This window comes from Piscibacillus halophilus (assembly GCF_900110685.1).
Classification (GTDB): domain Bacteria; phylum Bacillota; class Bacilli; order Bacillales; family Alkalibacillaceae; genus Piscibacillus; species Piscibacillus halophilus.
The window spans coordinates 157,087-174,456 of the sequence record NZ_FOES01000001.1 but is presented as its reverse complement, the minus strand read 5'-3'; the positions used below and the strand labels follow the sequence as shown (position 1 = coordinate 174,456).

General features: G+C 36.4%; 16 protein-coding genes. All 16 read right to left on the bottom strand.

What is annotated here, in order from left to right:
- Nucleotides 1–47 precede the first annotated feature (47 nt).
- The 16 genes from dpaB to BMY57_RS00840 all read right to left on the bottom strand — a co-directional run bounded on the left by dpaB (nt 48) and on the right by BMY57_RS00840 (nt 17,229).
- Nucleotides 48–632 carry a dipicolinate synthase subunit B gene (dpaB, locus tag BMY57_RS00915; protein WP_091772130.1) on the bottom strand — a complete coding sequence of 195 codons (585 nt, stop codon included), beginning with the start codon at nt 630–632 and terminating at the stop codon, nt 48–50.
- An 18-nt stretch (nt 633–650) separates the two neighbouring features.
- Nucleotides 651–1,526: a dipicolinic acid synthetase subunit A gene (gene dpaA, locus BMY57_RS00910; protein WP_091772129.1), complete on the bottom strand. Its 876-nt coding sequence runs from the start codon at nt 1,524–1,526 to the stop codon at nt 651–653.
- Nucleotides 1,527–1,628: 102 nt separating this feature from the next.
- Entirely contained in the window at nt 1,629–1,868 is a 240-nt protein-coding gene (locus tag BMY57_RS00905) for a YlmC/YmxH family sporulation protein (protein ID WP_091772128.1), read from the bottom strand.
- Between the two features lie 20 nt (nt 1,869–1,888).
- Entirely contained in the window at nt 1,889–3,109 is a 1,221-nt protein-coding gene (locus tag BMY57_RS00900; protein ID WP_091772127.1) for a M16 family metallopeptidase, read from the bottom strand.
- Between the two features lie 163 nt (nt 3,110–3,272).
- Nucleotides 3,273–5,384 (bottom strand): polyribonucleotide nucleotidyltransferase, encoded by a 2,112-nt coding sequence (pnp, locus tag BMY57_RS00895; RefSeq protein WP_091772126.1) that lies wholly within the window; start codon nt 5,382–5,384, stop codon nt 3,273–3,275.
- 76 nt (nt 5,385–5,460) lie between these two features.
- The gene (gene rpsO / locus BMY57_RS00890) at nt 5,461–5,730 is read right to left on the bottom strand and encodes a 30S ribosomal protein S15 (protein WP_091772125.1); all 270 of its coding nucleotides are present in this window, start codon (nt 5,728–5,730) and stop codon (nt 5,461–5,463) included.
- Between the two features lie 125 nt (nt 5,731–5,855).
- Nucleotides 5,856–6,797 carry a bifunctional riboflavin kinase/FAD synthetase gene (locus tag BMY57_RS00885; RefSeq protein ID WP_091772124.1) on the bottom strand — a complete coding sequence of 314 codons (942 nt, stop codon included), beginning with the start codon at nt 6,795–6,797 and terminating at the stop codon, nt 5,856–5,858.
- 21 nt (nt 6,798–6,818) lie between these two features.
- Complete coding sequence (gene truB / locus BMY57_RS00880) at nt 6,819–7,715, bottom strand: tRNA pseudouridine(55) synthase TruB (RefSeq protein WP_091772123.1); 897 nt, start codon at nt 7,713–7,715, stop codon at nt 6,819–6,821.
- A gap of 65 nt (nt 7,716–7,780) precedes the next feature.
- Nucleotides 7,781–8,128 (bottom strand): 30S ribosome-binding factor RbfA, encoded by a 348-nt coding sequence (rbfA, locus tag BMY57_RS00875; protein ID WP_091772122.1) that lies wholly within the window; start codon nt 8,126–8,128, stop codon nt 7,781–7,783.
- Nucleotides 8,129–8,152: 24 nt separating this feature from the next.
- Complete coding sequence (locus BMY57_RS00870) at nt 8,153–8,431, bottom strand: DUF503 domain-containing protein (RefSeq protein ID WP_091772121.1); 279 nt, start codon at nt 8,429–8,431, stop codon at nt 8,153–8,155.
- Nucleotides 8,428–10,593, bottom strand: a complete 2,166-nt coding sequence (infB, locus tag BMY57_RS00865) for a translation initiation factor IF-2 (RefSeq protein ID WP_091772120.1) — start codon at nt 10,591–10,593, stop codon at nt 8,428–8,430. The genes BMY57_RS00870 and infB overlap by 4 nt, the downstream gene beginning before the upstream one ends.
- A 16-nt stretch (nt 10,594–10,609) precedes the next feature.
- Nucleotides 10,610–10,909, bottom strand: a complete 300-nt coding sequence (locus BMY57_RS00860; protein ID WP_091772119.1) for a L7Ae/L30e/S12e/Gadd45 family ribosomal protein — start codon at nt 10,907–10,909, stop codon at nt 10,610–10,612.
- Entirely contained in the window at nt 10,909–11,181 is a 273-nt protein-coding gene (rnpM, locus tag BMY57_RS00855) for an RNase P modulator RnpM (RefSeq protein WP_091772118.1), read from the bottom strand. Before rnpM ends, BMY57_RS00860 begins: the two co-directional genes overlap by 1 nt.
- A 5-nt stretch (nt 11,182–11,186) precedes the next feature.
- Complete coding sequence (gene nusA, locus BMY57_RS00850) at nt 11,187–12,260, bottom strand: transcription termination factor NusA (protein WP_091772117.1); 1,074 nt, start codon at nt 12,258–12,260, stop codon at nt 11,187–11,189.
- Nucleotides 12,261–12,277: 17 nt separating this feature from the next.
- The gene (gene rimP, locus BMY57_RS00845) at nt 12,278–12,748 is read right to left on the bottom strand and encodes a ribosome maturation factor RimP (protein WP_091772116.1); all 471 of its coding nucleotides are present in this window, start codon (nt 12,746–12,748) and stop codon (nt 12,278–12,280) included.
- A gap of 191 nt (nt 12,749–12,939) precedes the next feature.
- Nucleotides 12,940–17,229 carry a PolC-type DNA polymerase III gene (locus BMY57_RS00840; protein WP_091772198.1) on the bottom strand — a complete coding sequence of 1,430 codons (4,290 nt, stop codon included), beginning with the start codon at nt 17,227–17,229 and terminating at the stop codon, nt 12,940–12,942.
- Nucleotides 17,230–17,370 lie beyond the last annotated feature (141 nt).

Sequence of the window (17,370 nt, the reverse complement as noted above, 5' to 3'; positions counted from 1 at the left end):
ACTTTAACGTCATTTTAACACAATTTGAAATTCTTTAAAGTGATTTTCTAGTATTGTCTCAATATAGGCTGTAATTGTTGGCCTTCTAAAGCACTTTCAATCGTTTCTGGCAATAGATTCATATGAGCAACTAATGAAGTTGGTTTCTTGATTGGATCATCTTGACCAAAAGGCACAAAATAAATATTTTTAGCTGCTAATAATTTGGCTAAATTGGTTCCATTTAATCCTAATGCGTCATTTGTTGATATCGCTAAAACAACTGGGCTTCTATTTCGCAATGTTGCTTTAGCTGCCATTAAAACAGGACTATCAGTTAAAGCATTCGCAAATTTACTTAATGAGTTGCCTGTCATCGGGGCTATAACCATACAATCTAATGGTTCCTTTGGCCCTAAAGGTTCTGCTTCTGGAATGCTTGATATAAGAGACTTCTGTGTAATATCCTGTATTCTATTTAAGTGATCGGCGGCATCACCAAATTTCGTATCGGTTGACTGCACCGTATAAGATACAATCGGTACCACTTCTGCGCCTAAATCCATCAAACGCTGTAGTTGCGGAAATGTTTCGTCATACGTACAATGAGATCCTGTTAACCCAAAACCAATTCTCTTTCCTTTTAAATCCAATGAGAACAAGCTCCTTTCTTAGGCATTCTCTAACATAATGTTATGAATGACGCGCGCTAAAATCCTTCCAGCTGTTTTAGAGGCCACTAAACCAGGTAACCCAGGCGCTAACATGGCTTTAATGCCTCTTTTTTTTGCAAAACGAAAATCAACGCCACCAGGTTTAGATGCTAAATCAATAATTAAGCTATCTTTTGGTAAAGCACTAATGAGTGAAGGTGTCACAATTAAAGCTGGAATCGTATTGATTAAAATATTACAATTTCTAAGAGATTGTTCTAGTTCTTCATACCTAATAGGTGTCGCTTGATATTCGAAAATACGTGCCAATTCATCATCATGTCTTGAATAGACTGATACATTGGCCCCTAACCCTTTAAAAGTATGGATCAATGTTTTACCTACACGGCCAAGGCCTAAAATCGTGACGTTTGCATTATGAATTGTAAAATCTGTATGTTGAATCGCAAACATCACCGTTCCTTCAGCTGTTGGAATTGAATTGTAAATCGCTACATCATCTCGGTCGAATAACTTTATAATCCTGTTTTCAAACATCGACAATTCACTTAAGAATGGGGTCATAATACCGGTAAATAACAAACAATGCTCAGGAAAACCATTCAACCACTCTTCAGTTATTTGAGGAGAAGACTCCGCAAAATGCCCCTCAGCATACCCCTTTTGATCTAATCCAGTAACTGGTAAAATGATGGCATCGATTTTTTCTTTTGGAATGTGATCAACATCCGTTAGAAACAATCCTTCAATTTCGTCGTCTAATTCTTCATATCCAATGGCATATACCGTTGCGTCCTTTTCAATTAGTTGATTCATCATTTCAACATGGCGTGCATCACCGCCAATTACCACGATCGACTTTCCAGTTAACATTTTTTATCACCTCGCCTACGTCATTCAGCCCAATATATCTTATGTAGGAGCCCAAAAAAAGTGAAAAAACTGACCCTCAAACTTTTGAGAGTCAGCTTCAAATTAAGTATGATCTGGTTTTACGATAATCATGTCTTCACCAATGACTTCAATATCTTTCCAATTTATTCTCGCATTGGTATCTCCCTTTTTTAAACCGAGCATAGAAAAATCTTGAATGACAATCGAGTTAATCCGACCAGTCTGAGGATTAATATCAAGATCTGTATTACCTAAAACCCCGAGTCTTTCTCCTTTATATGCGTCGATTAACTCTTTACCAGTCAAATCTCGATAACGCATAAATAATCACCTCTGATACATTATACGTCCATTGGAAGAATACATGCTTTTGATGGAGAATTATTAAATATTTCAGAGGCAATTTTCATAATTTCATCACGAGTTACTTTTTCAATTTGCTCTATTAACTCATCTAACGTTAAATGTGGTTGATATAACAATTCATTTTGGCCATTTCGATGCATTCGGCTATTAGGATTCTCTAAACCTAATACAAGTTGCCCTTTTAATTGTTGTTTCGTATTTTCGAATTCTCTTTGGGTTATTCCTTGTTTTTGCAATTCATCAATCGTCTTATACACTTCATATTCCAATTGTTCTAATTGTTCAACAGTCGTAGCACCATAAATGGTTAGTAAACCATTGTCTCTAAACGCATTGTGATAAGAAAAAATAGTATAAGTTAATCCGAGATCTTCTCTAATCTTTTGAAATAACCGTGAACTCATGCTGCCACCTAGTACATTATTTAGGATGGATATATCATAAATAGATTTATTTCCAATAGGAATACCTTTATAGCCTAAACAGATATGAGCCTGGTTTGTATCTTTTCTTTTCTCAAGTGTTTGACTGGAATAACAATCTGTCAATAAATCATCAGGCGTTTTTTTTCTAGGGATTTGTTCAAACAAGGTTTTTACTTTTTGAGATATCTCGTCTGTGATATTCCCGGCAAGAGATATAACAATTCGATCAGCTGCATAAAAATTCTCTTTATATTTTAATATGTCGTCTCTAGTAATACTATCTAATGAACTATGATCGCCTAGTATTGGTTTAGATAACGGGTGATCTTTAAAACTGATATCATGTAAATAATCATGTATGATGTCATCTGGGGTATCTTCTGTCATCGCTATTTCTTCATAGATGACATTTTTTTCTCTTTCTAATTCTTCTTCATCAATTTTAGAATTAAACAACATATCAAACATTAAATCTAATGCATAATCAGCATGAAGATCCATTACTTTGGCATATAGGCAAGTGTATTCTTTAGAAGTAAAGGCGTTTGCATGACCGCCAATTGAATCAAAGGCTTCTGCAATATCTCGGGCAGTTTTAGTCGGTGTCCCTTTAAAAAGCATGTGTTCAATTAAGTGAGAAATACCATTATTTGAATCGGTTTCATTCCTTGATCCGGATAAAACCCATACCCCAATTGATATCGAACGTAAGGCAGGTAGGGCCTCTTCGACAATCCGAACACCATTTGATAATTCAAAACGGTTAATCATTTTTCCTCCCTCTTCCGTACAAGAAAAAATATTTTTTATTAAAGAACCATTTGATTGATTATTCATTCTATTAAAACGAAAAGAAAAACTTGGCTCCCGCCAAGCCTCGTAAAAATTTTATCCGCTAAACAGGAAAAAAGAACTGGCAAAACCAGCTCTATACCTACTGACTTTCTTTAGCTTCTTGTTCTTGAAGTGCTGCTTTTCTAGATAAGTTAACTCTTCCTTGACGATCGATTTCTTTAACTTTTACAAGCATTTCGTCACCAATATTAGCGACATCTGTGACATTTTTAACGTGTTTTACATCTAATTCACTAATGTGAACTAAACCATCTTTACCACTAAACAATTCGACAAATGCACCAAACTTCTCAATCCGTTTAACCTTACCTAGATAAATCTGTCCGACCTCTACTTCACGAACTAAATCTTCAATGATTTGTTTCGCTTTAGCGATTTTGCTACGGTCTGGAGATGAAATAAAGATTGTACCATCTTGTTCAATGTCGATTTTCACATCGGTTTCTTCAATAATTTTATTTATTTGCTTACCACTTGGACCAATGACATCTCTGATCTTATCAGGGTTAATTGCAATTGATTCAATCTTAGGAGCATATTCAGATAGTTCTTCTCTAGGCTGTGAGATTGTTTGCATCATATGTTCTAAGATATCCATACGGCCATTTTTAGCTTGGGATAACGCTTCATCTAGAATCTCTCTAGATAAACCATCCACTTTAATATCCATTTGAAGTGCTGTTACACCTTTAGAAGTTCCAGCTACTTTAAAGTCCATATCACCTAGTGCATCTTCCATGCCTTGAATGTCGGTTAATACGGTGTATTTTTCACCTGATTTTACTAATCCCATCGCAATACCAGCAACAGGAGCTTTAATTGGTACACCAGCATCCATCATGGCCATTGTACTTGCACAAATACTTGCCTGTGATGTAGAACCATTCGATTCTAATATTTCTGATACGACTCGAATTGTATAAGGAAAGTCTTTTTCACTTGGGATAATTGGATCTAATGCACGCTCACCTAATGCTCCATGACCAATTTCACGGCGACCAGGTCCACGGATTGGTCCTGTCTCTCCAACACTATATTGCGGGAAGTTATAATGATGCATAAAACGTTTTTCTTCTTCTAAATCTAATCCGTCTAATACTTGTACATCACCTAAAGCACCAAGTGTACAAATGCTTAGAGCTTGTGTTTGTCCACGAGTAAACATCGCTGACCCATGCGTACGTGGTAGTACATTTGTTTTAGAAGATAACGGTCTAATTTCATCTACTTTACGGCCATCTGGACGTACTTTTTCCTCAGTTATTAATCGTCTTACTTCACCTTTAACTAGTTGATCTAAGACCGTTTTAACTTGAGAAATATAGTCTTCTTCTACTTCTTCCGCTTCATATTTTTCTACGATTTCTGTTTTGACCGCATCAATATTCTCTTCACGTTCTTGTTTATCGAACGTTTGAATAGCTTTGACTATCTTTTCTTTAGCTATTTTACTAACTTCTTGAACAACTTCTTCATCAGGTGTGAATAGCTGAACTTCCATCTTTTCTTTACCGACTTCTCGAACAACTTCTTCTTGGAAAGCGACAATTCGTTTAATCTCTTCATGACCAAACATAATCGCTTCTAACATAACATCTTCCGGTACTTCATCTGCCCCTGCTTCAACCATATTAATGGCATCCTTAGTACCTGCTACAGTTAAATCAATATCACTTTCTTTTGCTTGTTCAACTGTAGGGTTAATAATAAATTCCCCATTAACTCGGCCAACATGGACTCCAGCAATCGGTCCATCAAACGGAATATCTGAAATAGATAGAGCTAATGAAGAACCAATCATAGCAGCAATTTCAGAAGAGCAGTCTTGATCAACACTCATTACGGTACTAATCACTTGTACTTCATTACGAAAACCGTCAGGGAATAATGGACGGATTGGACGGTCAATTAATCTTGAAGAAAGAACCGCTTTATCACTTGGTTTACCTTCTCTTTTAATAAAGCCTCCAGGAATCTTACCAACTGCATAAAGTCTCTCTTCATAATTAATAGTTAATGGAAAAAATGGAAGATCCTTTGGTTCTTTTGAAGCTGTTGCTGCAACTAGTACAGATGTATCTCCATAACGAACCATAGCAGCTCCATTAGCCTGCTTAGCGACTTCTCCTACTTCAAAAGTCAGAGTTCTGCCTGCAATATCAATGGAAAAAGATTTCATCTCATTGGACATATTGTTGAATACCCCTCTCAAAACTGTAAAACTATGTAAAAGTAAAGAAAAAGCGGGTATTCCCCCGCTTTTTCGTTTATCTACGTAGTCCTAATTTGTTAACTAAGTCACGATAGCGTTGGACGTCTTTATTACGTAAATAGTTTAATAAATGACGACGTCTACCTACCATTTTCATCAATCCACGACGTGAGTGATGGTCTTTCTTGTGCTCACGTAAATGATCGTTTAACGTGTTGATTTGCTCAGTTAGGATAGCTACTTGTACTTCTGGTGAACCAGTGTCGTTATCATGAGTTTTGAACTCACTGATTAATTCTTGTTTGCGTTCTTGTGAAATTGCCATCCTGTTACACCTCCTATTTTTGATCCCCTCACTCCTCGCAAACGTCGGTGAATCGTTGTGCCAAGAATAAGGTTGATTAATTACATTACTACGATACATTTTTTTTACTAAAAATGCAAGTCATTTCACCTTTGAATTTTAAAGAAATTTTTAGTCTGTGCCTCATCTTGTTTCATGTACTCAATGAGCTCTTCAACATTATTGAATTTTTCTTCGGGTCTGATGTAATGATGAAACTCAACTTCAATTGTTTCATTGTAAATAGATTGGTTAAAATCAAAGATGTGAACTTCTACAAGTGGCCGTTCTACGTCATCTGTAAATGTCGGGTTGTAACCAATATTCGCCATTCCATAGTAAGGTTGCTGATTCACATATACTTTTACAGCATAGACTCCAATTTTTGGTAGTTTATGACTTGAATCAACATCTAGATTGGCAGTCGGATACCCAATTTCCCTACCTCTTTTTTCACCATGTACAACCTTAGCCGTTAATGTAAATGGTCGTCCTAATAGTTTGCTGACTAACGACATATTCCCTTCTGTTAATAAATCTCTTACTCGTGTGGAGCTCACCTTTTCTCCTTCATAAGTAACTTTATCGACAACGGAATACGTTAACTGACCATTTGAATAGTCATCCATATACTGAATCTTTCCAGCACCTTTATGGCCAAATGAAAAATCAAACCCTCCGACTACATGTTTAACATTCATCTCGATAAAAAATTTATTTACAAACTCCTCAGGTGATAATTTAGCTAAATCATGATTAAATGTGACCACAAATAAATAATCTACGTTCATATCCTTAAGAATGTTAACTTTTTCATCAAGACTTGTGATTAAGAAATCTTTTAATGGAGCTTTTTTAATCACGGTGATTGGATGTGGATTAAATGTCATAACAGCACTTTTTATTTTTCGTTGCTCCGCTTCATTAATGGCTTCTTGAATGACCTCTTGATGCCCTTTATGTACGCCATCAAAATAACCGACTGCTACACTAGTCGGATCTAAGTCCATTTGATATTGACTTGGATAATTTAAATGAACGATTTGCATACTTTCACCAACTTTTTATCTTTAAAATACTTTAAATGGCTTCACCTTACCTCTTTTCGAAGGATGTGCTTGATAAATGGCTATTAAATGATTAGACTCATCCACAACTTTAAATAATGATGAGTAACATTGGTTATCAGGTTGATCTAATACTTGTCCGTGATGATATCGTTTTGCTTCTTCATCTGTTACATATAAAGACGGGATGGTTAATGCATCAGCCATATTAATGAACGGTAAATCATCATTATTAAGAGCTGTTTCAAGGTCCTGAAATGTATAAGTGTCTTTTAAATCAAAATTTCCAACTTTAGTTCTTTTAAGATCACTCATATGAGCTGGAAAACCTAAACCCTGACCAATATCTACACATAGAGTACGAATATAAGTGCCACTTGAACAAGATACCTTAAATCTAAAACGTACATCATAATCATTATACCAAGTTATCTCATTTGATAACATCTTTATTGAATGAATTTGTATCTCTCGACTTGGTCGTTCAATTACGATGCCTTCTCTAGCGTATTCATATAGCTTCTTCCCATTAACCTTTACAGCTGAATACATAGGTGGAGTTTGTTCAATTGTCCCAAGGAATTTTGATAGAATATCTTCACATGTTTCAATTTCGAGAGTTGAGCTTACTGCTTCTTTCTTCACTATCTCTCCACTATGGTCTTCAGTCGTTGTTAAGGTACCTAATGAAATTTCAGCTACATATTCTTTAGTCTGACCTGTTAAAAGCGATGCAATTTTGGTTGCTTTACCTACACAAATCGGTAAAACACCTTCTGCATCTGGGTCCAACGTTCCCGTGTGTCCTACTTTTTTCGTTTTTAATAAACGCCTGATTCTATTGACACAATCATGCGAAGTCATCCCTTTAGGTTTATTTAGTGGTATGACACCATCCATTGTGTCACCTCCTAAACCGTTATTACAATCTAAAAGGATAGACAATTTGTCTATCCTTCTAGAAATTAATGATCTTCATTTAAATCATGAATGATTCGTTCAATCTTATTACCATATTCAATCGTTTCATCAATTTCGAATGATAACTCAGGGACTTTTCGAAGTCTAATACGGTTACCAATTTCAGATCGAATGAATCCTTTAGACTTCGCTAAACCAACTAAAGTATCTTCCTTTTGTTGTTCATCACCAAAAATGGAGATAAATACTTTAGCTTGTTGTAAATCACCGGATACTTGAACATCCGTAACTGTTACAAATCCAACTCTTGGGTCTTTTATTTTACGGGATAAAATATCACCAAGTTCTTTTTTCATTTGTTCAGCTACACGATTTGAACGAATATTACTCACGTTAATCACCTCAAAAGCTAGAGGTTAAAGCCACTCGTATTCTACGATAGTGACTTCTAAATCCGTTCGTTGATCGATAGTACGAACGACCTCTTGTAATGTTTTTTCTGCCATGACTTTCTCTTTAGCAACAGCAGCAATCCCAAATGCACACCGCTGCCAAAGGTCGTGAAAGTCCATTTCAGTAATACTAATGTTAAATTTATGTTGAGTTTGATGAATGGTTTGTTTAATAATAGAACGTTTTTCTTTTAATGAATGGACATCATAAAGCATACATTCTACATAAACATATCCAATCATGTACGTTCAATTTCCTTCATAACAAATGCTTCAATGATGTCCCCAACTTTAAGGTCATTATAGTTTACAACAGTAATACCACATTCATAACCTTGTTGGACTTCTTTTACATCATCTTTATAACGTTTTAAGGAATCGATTTCGCCTTCAAATGTAACTACTCCATCACGAATCACACGAATTCCAGAATTACGTGTAATCTTACCTTCCGTTACATATGAGCCTGCAATCGTACCAACTTTAGAAACCTTAAATGTTTCTCTAACTTCAGCCTGACCGATGACTTGTTCTTCAAATTCTGGATCTAGCATACCTTTCATAGCAGCTTCAATCTCTTCAATCACTTTATAAATGATACGGTGTAGTCGAATATCAATATTTTCTTGTTCAGCAGTACGCTTCGCATTAGCATCTGGACGTACGTTAAACCCAATGACAACCGCATTTGAAGCAGAAGCTAATATGATATCTGATTCAGTGATGGCACCAACACCTGTATGAATAATCTTAATGTTAACGCCCTCTACTTCTATCTTCTGTAAAGAAGAAGCAAGGGCTTCAACCGTACCTTGTACATCAGCTTTGACGATGACATTGATTTCTTTAACGTCACCTTCTTGAATTTGTTTGAATAAGTCATCCAAACTTACTTTGCTCGATTCTTCACGTTGTGATTCAATTTCTTTTTGTTTTCTTAGGTCAGCAATTTGCTTAGCTTTTTTCTCATCATTAAAGACAACAAAACGGTCACCAGCCTGCGGAACATCTTGTAAACCGATGACTTCTACAGGTGTAGAAGGTCCAGCTTCATTAACCCGTTTACCCAAATCGTTCGTCATCGCACGAATTTTTCCGTAAGTGTTTCCGACTACAAGCGGGTCACCTACTTTTAATGTTCCATTTTGTACTAAGAATGTCGCAACAGGTCCACGACCTTTATCAAGCTCAGCCTCAATCACCGTACCATCAGCTAAACGATTAGGGTTGGATTTTACCTCTTCTACCTCAGCTACTAACTTAATCATTTCAAGAAGGTCATCAATTCCTTCACCTTGAATAGCTGATAACGGTACAAAGATGGTTTCGCCACCCCAGTCTTCTGGTACGAGTTCATATTCCATTAACTCTTGCATCACTCGGTTCGGATCGGCGCCTTCTTTATCCATTTTATTTACAGCTACAATAATAGGTACTTCTGCAGCTTTAGCATGGTTGATGGCTTCAACTGTTTGTGGCATCACGCCATCATCAGCTGCTACAACTAAAATAGCAATATCCGTTACTTGAGCTCCGCGTGAACGCATGCTTGTAAATGCAGCGTGACCTGGAGTGTCTAAGAAAGTAACTTTCTTACCATCAGTTTCGATTTGGTAAGCGCCGATATGTTGGGTAATCCCCCCAGCCTCTCCTTCTGTCACTTTAGTGTGACGAATGGAATCTAACAATGTTGTTTTACCGTGGTCAACGTGACCCATAATTGTTACTACTGCTGGGCGCTCTTGAAGTTGTTCAGGCTGATCTTCTTCGATGTAGTTTAATAAGTCTGTTTCTTCAACCACAACTTCTTCTTCAACTTCAACACCAAAATCTTCACAAATTAGTTCAATGGATTCTGGTTCTAAGTTCTGGTTTTTAGTCGCCATAACCCCTAACATCATAAGCTTTTTAATAATTTCTGAACTTTCTTTATTAAGTTTCTCAGCTAATTCTCCAACCGTTAATGAACCTTGGTAAGTAATTTTGTCTGGAGTTTTATTTTTAGCCTCTTGTTTTTGAGGTTGTTGTTTTTGCTGGTTCTGATTATTCTTTTGGTTTCGTTGCTTACCTTTTTGCTTTTTATTATGATGTTGCTGGTTCTTTCCTTTATGATGCTGTTTTTGATTTTTGTTTTTATTTCCTTGTTGATTTGATTGATTTTGTTGTGGTTTAGTATTTTGATTTGACTGTGATTGTTTTTGATCTGATGATTGCTTTTGATTACTTTGTTTCGTTTGTTCTTCAGATTTATGATTTAATTTATTATCGAGCTGACGCTTCGCATTCTCATTAATTGTTGACATATGATTAGATACTTCAATATCTAATTCCTTTAATTGATTAATGACTTCTTTACTTGATAAGTTGTTCTGTTTAGCGTACTCATAAACTCGCATCTTTTTCATACATTCACCCCCGTAATTAATCGTTAATCAATTGCAAGAATTTCTTTGTAAATCCTTCGTCTTTTATGGCAGCTGCTACTCGATCGTGCTTACCTAAAGCATGGGAGATTTCATCCCTAGTACCGACAACACGGTATGGTACCTCATAGCTTTGGCACTTATCCGTTAATTTTTTCTTCGTATTTTCTGAAGCATCACTTGCAATTAAGACTAACGTTGCCTGCTTTGATCGAATATCTTGTATAATGTTTTCTTCTCCTAAGCTTACTTTTTTTGCTCTAAAAGCTAAGCCTAATAAGTTTAAGTATTTTGACATTAAGAATCTCCCACTTTATCAAGGAGTTCCTGATAGATCGATTCATCAACAGAAGTATTCAATTGTTTATTTAAAATATTCGATTTCTTCGCCTTTTCAATGATTGTTTTATCCTTACTTAAGTAAGCGCCTCTCCCATTCATTTTCCCAGTTTCATCCACAAAAACTTCACCGTCTTTATTACGAACGATACGGATTAATTCATTTTTAGGGAGCATTTCTTGCGTTACAACACATTTCCTAAGCGGTTGTTTCTTCTTAGCCACAGTCATACCTCCTATTCGTCTAAGTCGTCATGATCTGCGTCTAATAAACCAGCTTCCCGTGCTTCTGATTCACTCTTTATGTCGATTTTCCACCCTGTTAATTTAGCAGCCAATCTAGCATTTTGCCCACGTTTACCAATGGCTAAAGATAATTGGTGGTCTGGAACAATAACTGTTGTCGCATGCTCTTCTTCATCTACTAATACCTCAACAACTTGAGAAGGGCTTAAAGCATTGGAAATATAGACAACCGGATCTTCTGACCACTGAACGATATCTATTTTTTCCCCTCTTAATTCATCAACAATCGTTTGAACACGTTGTCCGCGTTGACCTACACAAGCCCCTACTGGATCCACTTCAGGATCCTCAGCATAAACACTAATCTTAGAACGATCTCCTGCTTCACGTGCAACAGAACGTATTTCAACAATTCCTTCATAAATCTCTGGTACTTCCATTTCAAATAATCGTTTTAATAAACCTGGATGAGTTCTAGAGACAAATACTTGTGGTCCTTTACCAGTGTTTTCAACTCTTGTGACGTAAACCTTGATTCGATCATGAATATCATAAGATTCATTTGGCATCACTTCATTAAATGGCAATTTTCCCTCAAGTTTTCCTAAATGTACATATAAGAAGCGCTGATCTTTTCGTTGGATTTTTCCAGTCATAATATCATCAACACGATCGATGAAATCGTTATAAATGACACCACGCTCAGCTTCTCTTACTCGTTGTGTGACAACCTGTTTAGCGGCCTGTGCTGCAATACGCCCAAAGTCTCTAGGAGTCACTTCTTTATCAACAACATCTCCAACCTCATAGGATGGATCAAGCTCTTTAGCTTCTTCTTCACTGATTTCTAATTGATCATCCATGACTTCATCTACGACTTCTAGTCTGGCAAAAACTTTCATTCCCTCTGCTTCATTTAATTCCACTCTAACGTTTGTTCTTGAATTAAAATTCTTCTTGTAAGCAGATACCAAGGCTGCATCTAAGGCTTCTAATAATGTTTCTCGGTCAATTCCCTTTTCTTCAGATAAATACTCAATGGCACTATATAATTCCGAACTCAACTGATTTACCTCCTCAATTAAAATGTCACTGCTATGTTGGCTTTTGCAATTTTGTCATATGGGATTTGAATTTCTTTTTCTCTTGTTTTCTCTTTAATCACTAGTGTGACCAAATCGTTTTCAAATGCTGTCAAATCACCATAAAACTCTTTATTCCCATCGATAGGTTCATATGTTTTGACATATATATGTGAGCCAACAAAGCGTTCAAAATCAGAACGTTTCTTCAAACGACGTTCAACACCAGGAGAAGAAACTTCTAGAAAATAAGCTTGCTCTATTGGGTCAGCTTCATCGAGTTTTTCACTTAGTTGTTCGCTTACTTTCCCGCATTCTTCTATGTCGATTCCGCCTTCTTTATCAACATATACGCGTAAAAAGTAATTATTTCCTTCTTTTACGAATTCAACCTCAACTAATTCTAAATTCATCTCATCGACAATAGGTTGAACTAATTCTTCGGTTAACTCAACGATCTTTTTGCTCAATTGAATGCCTCCTTTAATAGAAAACCATTCTGTCTATTTTAAGTAATGTCCTTTTCATTAAATTTCCCTGCTGAAACCAGCAGGGAAAGATAAAACGAAAGAGTGGGAGGCGACCCACTCTTTCTTACTTTACCGTATCTTTTGCTTAACCAATTGAAAATATACCATAATAACCAATAAAATGCAAACGGTTAGAACAGTGACAATTGGTTTTGATCCGGTAAACCTTCAAGACAACCGTGTTGATCTAGATACTCTAAAACCGTTTTTGAAATACGACTACGTTCACGTAAATCCTCTTTAGATAAAAATTCACCGTCTTCTCTAACTTTCACAATATTGATTGCGGCATTTGTTCCTAGACCATCTACTGCGTTGAACGGAGGAATTAGCGTGTTTCCATCCACGATAAACTCACTCGCTTTAGAACGGTATAAATCTACTTTTTGGAAAGAAAATCCACGTTCACACATTTCAAGTGCTAACTCTAGTACAGTTAATAAGCTTTTTTCTTTAGGTGATGCGTCATTCCCTTTGTTTAGAATCTCTTCAATTCTAGCGCGAATGGCTTCAGAACCTTTCACCATCGTATCTAGTTCAAAATCACTAGCTCTAACTGTAAAATATGCTGCGTAGAATTCAATAGGATAATGGACTTTAAAATAAGCAATTCGAACCGCCATTAATACATATGCAGCAGCGTGTGCTTTCGGGAACATATATTTAATCTTTTTACAAGATTCGATATACCAGTCCGGAACACCGTGTTTTTTCATTTCTTCAATCCATTCATCAGCTAACCCTTTACCTTTACGTACATGCTCCATAATCGTAAAGGCTAAAGATGCTTCTAGTCCCTTATGCATTAAATAAACCATAATATCATCACGGCAACCAATAACATCACCTATTTCACATATGCCGTCATTGATTAACTCTTGAGCATTACCTAACCATACATCGGTACCGTGTGATAACCCTGATATAATAACTAATTCAGCAAAGGTAGAAGGCTTAGTATCTTCAAGCATCTGACGTACAAATCGAGTCCCGAATTCAGGAACGCCCAATGTACCTGTCTTACAAAGGATTTGGTCAGCAGTCACTCCTAAAGGTTCTGGACCTTCAAAGATTTTCATCACTTCAGGGTCATTAGTCGGAACATCTTTCGGATCAATTCCTGTTAAATCCTGCAACATACGAATAACGGTCGGATCATCGTGCCCTAGTATATCTAGTTTTAATAAGTTGTCGTGAATGGAATGGAAGTCAAAGTGTGTTGTCTTCCACTCAGAGTTACGATCATCTGCCGGATATTGAATAGGTGTAAAATCGTAAATTTCTTGATCATCTGGTACAACGATAATTCCACCTGGGTGCTGTCCAGTCGTCCTCTTAACACCGGTACACCCTTTTACGAGTCGAGAAATTTCAGCTTGACGGTACATTAAGGAATGGTCTTGAGCATATCCTTTTACATAACCAAAGGCCGTTTTTTCTGCTACGGTTCCAATGGTACCCGCACGATAAACGTTATCTTCTCCAAATAGTACCTTTGTATAATGGTGTGCCTTAGGCTGATATTCTCCTGAGAAGTTCAAATCAATATCCGGTACTTTATCCCCTTTAAATCCTAAGAACGTTTCAAACGGAATATCTTGTCCATCACGTACTAAGTCATGACCGCATTCAGGACATGCTTTTTCTGGTAAATCAAAACCAGAGCCAACTGACCCGTCATCAAAGAAATGATAATAACTACAATGATCACAAACATAATGCGGAGGTAATGGGTTAACTTCTGTAATATCTAACATAGTCGCTACAAAAGAGGACCCTACCGAACCACGAGAACCTACCAAGTAACCGTCACTTAAAGATTTTTTTACTAATTTTTCCGAGATCAAGTAAATAACAGAGAAACCATTATCTATGATACTTTTTAATTCTTTTTCAAGTCGGTTAACAACAATGTCAGGTAAGTTTTCGCCATAGATCGACTTTGCTCTGTTGTAACATGTTTCCCTAATTTCATCATCTGCACCTTCAATATTTGGTGTATATAAGTCATCTTTGACTGGTTTTATGTCATCAATTTGTTCTGACACCCAATTTGTATTGGTAATCACAATCTCTTTAGCCTTTTCTTCACCTAAAAACGCAAAATCCTCCAACATCTCATTTGTCGTTTTAAAGTAAACATCAGGCATTGTCTGTCGGTTCAATGGATTACCACTTTGTGAAGCCACTAATATTTTGCGATAAATTTTCTCATGTGGATCTAAGTAGTGAGTATTGCCAGTCGCGACAACTTTCTTATTTAGCTTCTCGCCAATTTTAACTAATTTTTTTATCAATTGTTTAATATGTTCAACCGATTGAGCTTGTTCTTTTTCAATTAAATGATAGTAATTCATCGGCGGTTGCACTTCGATATAATCGTAAAACTCAGCTACTTTTTCTGCCTCATCTTCGGACTTAAGCGCAATCGTATCGAATAACTCTCCTTGGTCACAACCTGAACCCACAATAATCCCTTCACGATGTTCAACTAATTTAGAACGCGGGATTCTAGGTACACGATAGAAGTAGTCAACGTGTGCTAACGATACTAACTTAAATAAATTCTTCAACCCTTCTTGGGTTTTAGCTAATAGAATGGCATGGTTAGGACGGGAACGTTTATAAGCATCCCCTTCACCTACATGACGATTCAACTCGTCATGGTTTATCATATCTTTCTCCATCGCTGATTTAACTAAATTCCAAAGCAAGTAACCTGTTGCTTCTGCATCGTAAATAGCACGGTGATGCTGTGTCAATTCTATGTTTAAATGTTTACAAAGGGTGTTTAAACGGTGATTCTTTAAGTTAGGATATAGTAGACGCGCCAGCTCTAATGTATCAATGACTGGGTTCGTGACTTTTTCATAGTTAATTCTTTCAAAAGCTGCATTAATAAACCCAATATCAAAGCTAGCATTATGGGCAACTAAAATATCTTGTCCCATCCATTCATGAAAGTCTTTCATAACCTCATCTATTTCTGGAGCCCCGACGAGCATATCATCTGTAATTCCAGTTAGATCAATCGTAGTTTGACTTAATTTCTGATGCGGATTAGCGAAACGTTCAAAACGATCAATAATTTCACCTTGATAGACTTTTACCGCAGCTAATTCAATAATTTTGTCGTAAGCAGCTGATAAACCAGTCGTCTCAACGTCAAATACGATATAGGTTGCTTCATTCAAATCAACAGGTGAAGGGTTATAAGCTACAGGAACCCCGTCGTCAACTAGATTTGCTTCTAATCCATATAAAACTTTTATTCCATGTTTTTCGCCTGCCGCATGTGCTTCAGGAAAAGCCTGAACAACAGCATGGTCCGTTATAGCAACAGCAGGGTGTCCCCATTTAGCTGCTCTAGCAATTAAGTTAGAGGCTGAAACTGTTGCATCCATTTGACTCATCGTCGTATGGGCATGTAATTCTACACGCTTGTTCTCTGAGAAATCTTGGCGCTCTTTAGGTTTTACTTCATGTAAATCATTACCCATCATCATGAGTTCGTTCGTAAATGTGTCTGTTTGGATGCTTCCTCTTGCTTTAATCCATACACCTTCTTTAACTTGCTTGAATAACTCTTTTTGTTCATCGCCTTTAGAGAACATTTTAATTTGAATAGAATCTGTATAATCCGTTAGACTGACGATTAACAAATCACGACCAGAGCGCAAATTACGAATATCTACATCGAAAATATATCCTTGAATCACCATACTCTTTTCTTCTTCAAGAATATCTCGAATCGGAGAAGGTTCGTCTTGAATTTCTCTACCAATTTTAAGAGGTAAATTCTCTGTGCCTTGTTCTTTATCCTGTTTAGCTCGCTCTTCTTTTTCTTTAATGGCTCGCTCGATATAACTTTGTTCTTCTTCTTTCTTTTGTTTTTGAAATTGCTCAAATTCTTCATCGTTTCGAGATATTTCAAAGTGTAACTGGTAATTTCTTAGACCTTTTTTCTGACAGAAGTCTTGAAACAGTGGATCTATTTTTCTCTTAATCATTTGGGCTTCAGTTTCATTTCTTGCATAAATGGTTAGCTGTGCACCATTGACCTCAGGTACCTGATTACAAATATAATCCTTATATGCTGGAAATAAATCATGTATGGAGTTGATGAAAAACTTCCAATAAGAACTAATCGCTGCTTCTGGTAGATCCTTTTCATCAGTTTCAACCGATACATCCACTTCAGCTATATGACGAAATGAATCTGTTAATCTTGCAATAAATATCTCTAAAGCCTCACTAGAAAAAGGGTTAGGATTATGTAATTGGAACTGCCATACTTTTCGATCTTTAATAACAGTTAATTTATCTAAGTATGCTTCATTAAACTCTCGGTCTATAAGCTCTTGTGGAATTCCGATTTGATTTAATAAGAGATTTAATTTCTCTTTTTTACTAAGGTCCATCATGATTTCCCCGCCTTAAATTATAATGTTCATTATGAGAATAATTGATTTTAAACAAGTCGTAAAGAGGAGATTAATCATCTTTACAACACTATTAAAAGACATAACAGTCCGATCATCAAATAAAAAATTCGCCTTTGG

Excerpts from the sequence above, each read along its gene's own strand:
- dpaA (WP_091772129.1), bottom strand. The coding sequence starts at position 1,526 with ATGTTAACTGGAAAGTCGATCGTGGTAATTGGCGGTGATGCACGCCAT.
- BMY57_RS00900 (WP_091772127.1), bottom strand. The coding sequence starts at position 3,109 with ATGATTAACCGTTTTGAATTATCAAATGGTGTTCGGATTGTCGAAGAG.
- rpsO (WP_091772125.1), bottom strand. The coding sequence starts at position 5,730 with ATGGCAATTTCACAAGAACGCAAACAAGAATTAATCAGTGAGTTCAAA.
- BMY57_RS00840 (WP_091772198.1), bottom strand. The coding sequence starts at position 17,229 with ATGGACCTTAGTAAAAAAGAGAAATTAAATCTCTTATTAAATCAAATC.
- BMY57_RS00870 (WP_091772121.1), bottom strand. The coding sequence starts at position 8,431 with ATGATTGGATATGTTTATGTAGAATGTATGCTTTATGATGTCCATTCA.
- BMY57_RS00885 (WP_091772124.1), bottom strand. The coding sequence starts at position 6,797 with ATGCAAATCGTTCATTTAAATTATCCAAGTCAATATCAAATGGACTTA.
- infB (WP_091772120.1), bottom strand. The coding sequence starts at position 10,593 with ATGAAAAAGATGCGAGTTTATGAGTACGCTAAACAGAACAACTTATCA.
- rnpM (WP_091772118.1), bottom strand. The coding sequence starts at position 11,181 with ATGACTGTGGCTAAGAAGAAACAACCGCTTAGGAAATGTGTTGTAACG.
- pnp (WP_091772126.1), bottom strand. The coding sequence starts at position 5,384 with ATGTCCAATGAGATGAAATCTTTTTCCATTGATATTGCAGGCAGAACT.
- BMY57_RS00860 (WP_091772119.1), bottom strand. The coding sequence starts at position 10,909 with ATGTCAAAATACTTAAACTTATTAGGCTTAGCTTTTAGAGCAAAAAAA.
- BMY57_RS00905 (WP_091772128.1), bottom strand. The coding sequence starts at position 1,868 with ATGCGTTATCGAGATTTGACTGGTAAAGAGTTAATCGACGCATATAAA.
- truB (WP_091772123.1), bottom strand. The coding sequence starts at position 7,715 with ATGGATGGTGTCATACCACTAAATAAACCTAAAGGGATGACTTCGCAT.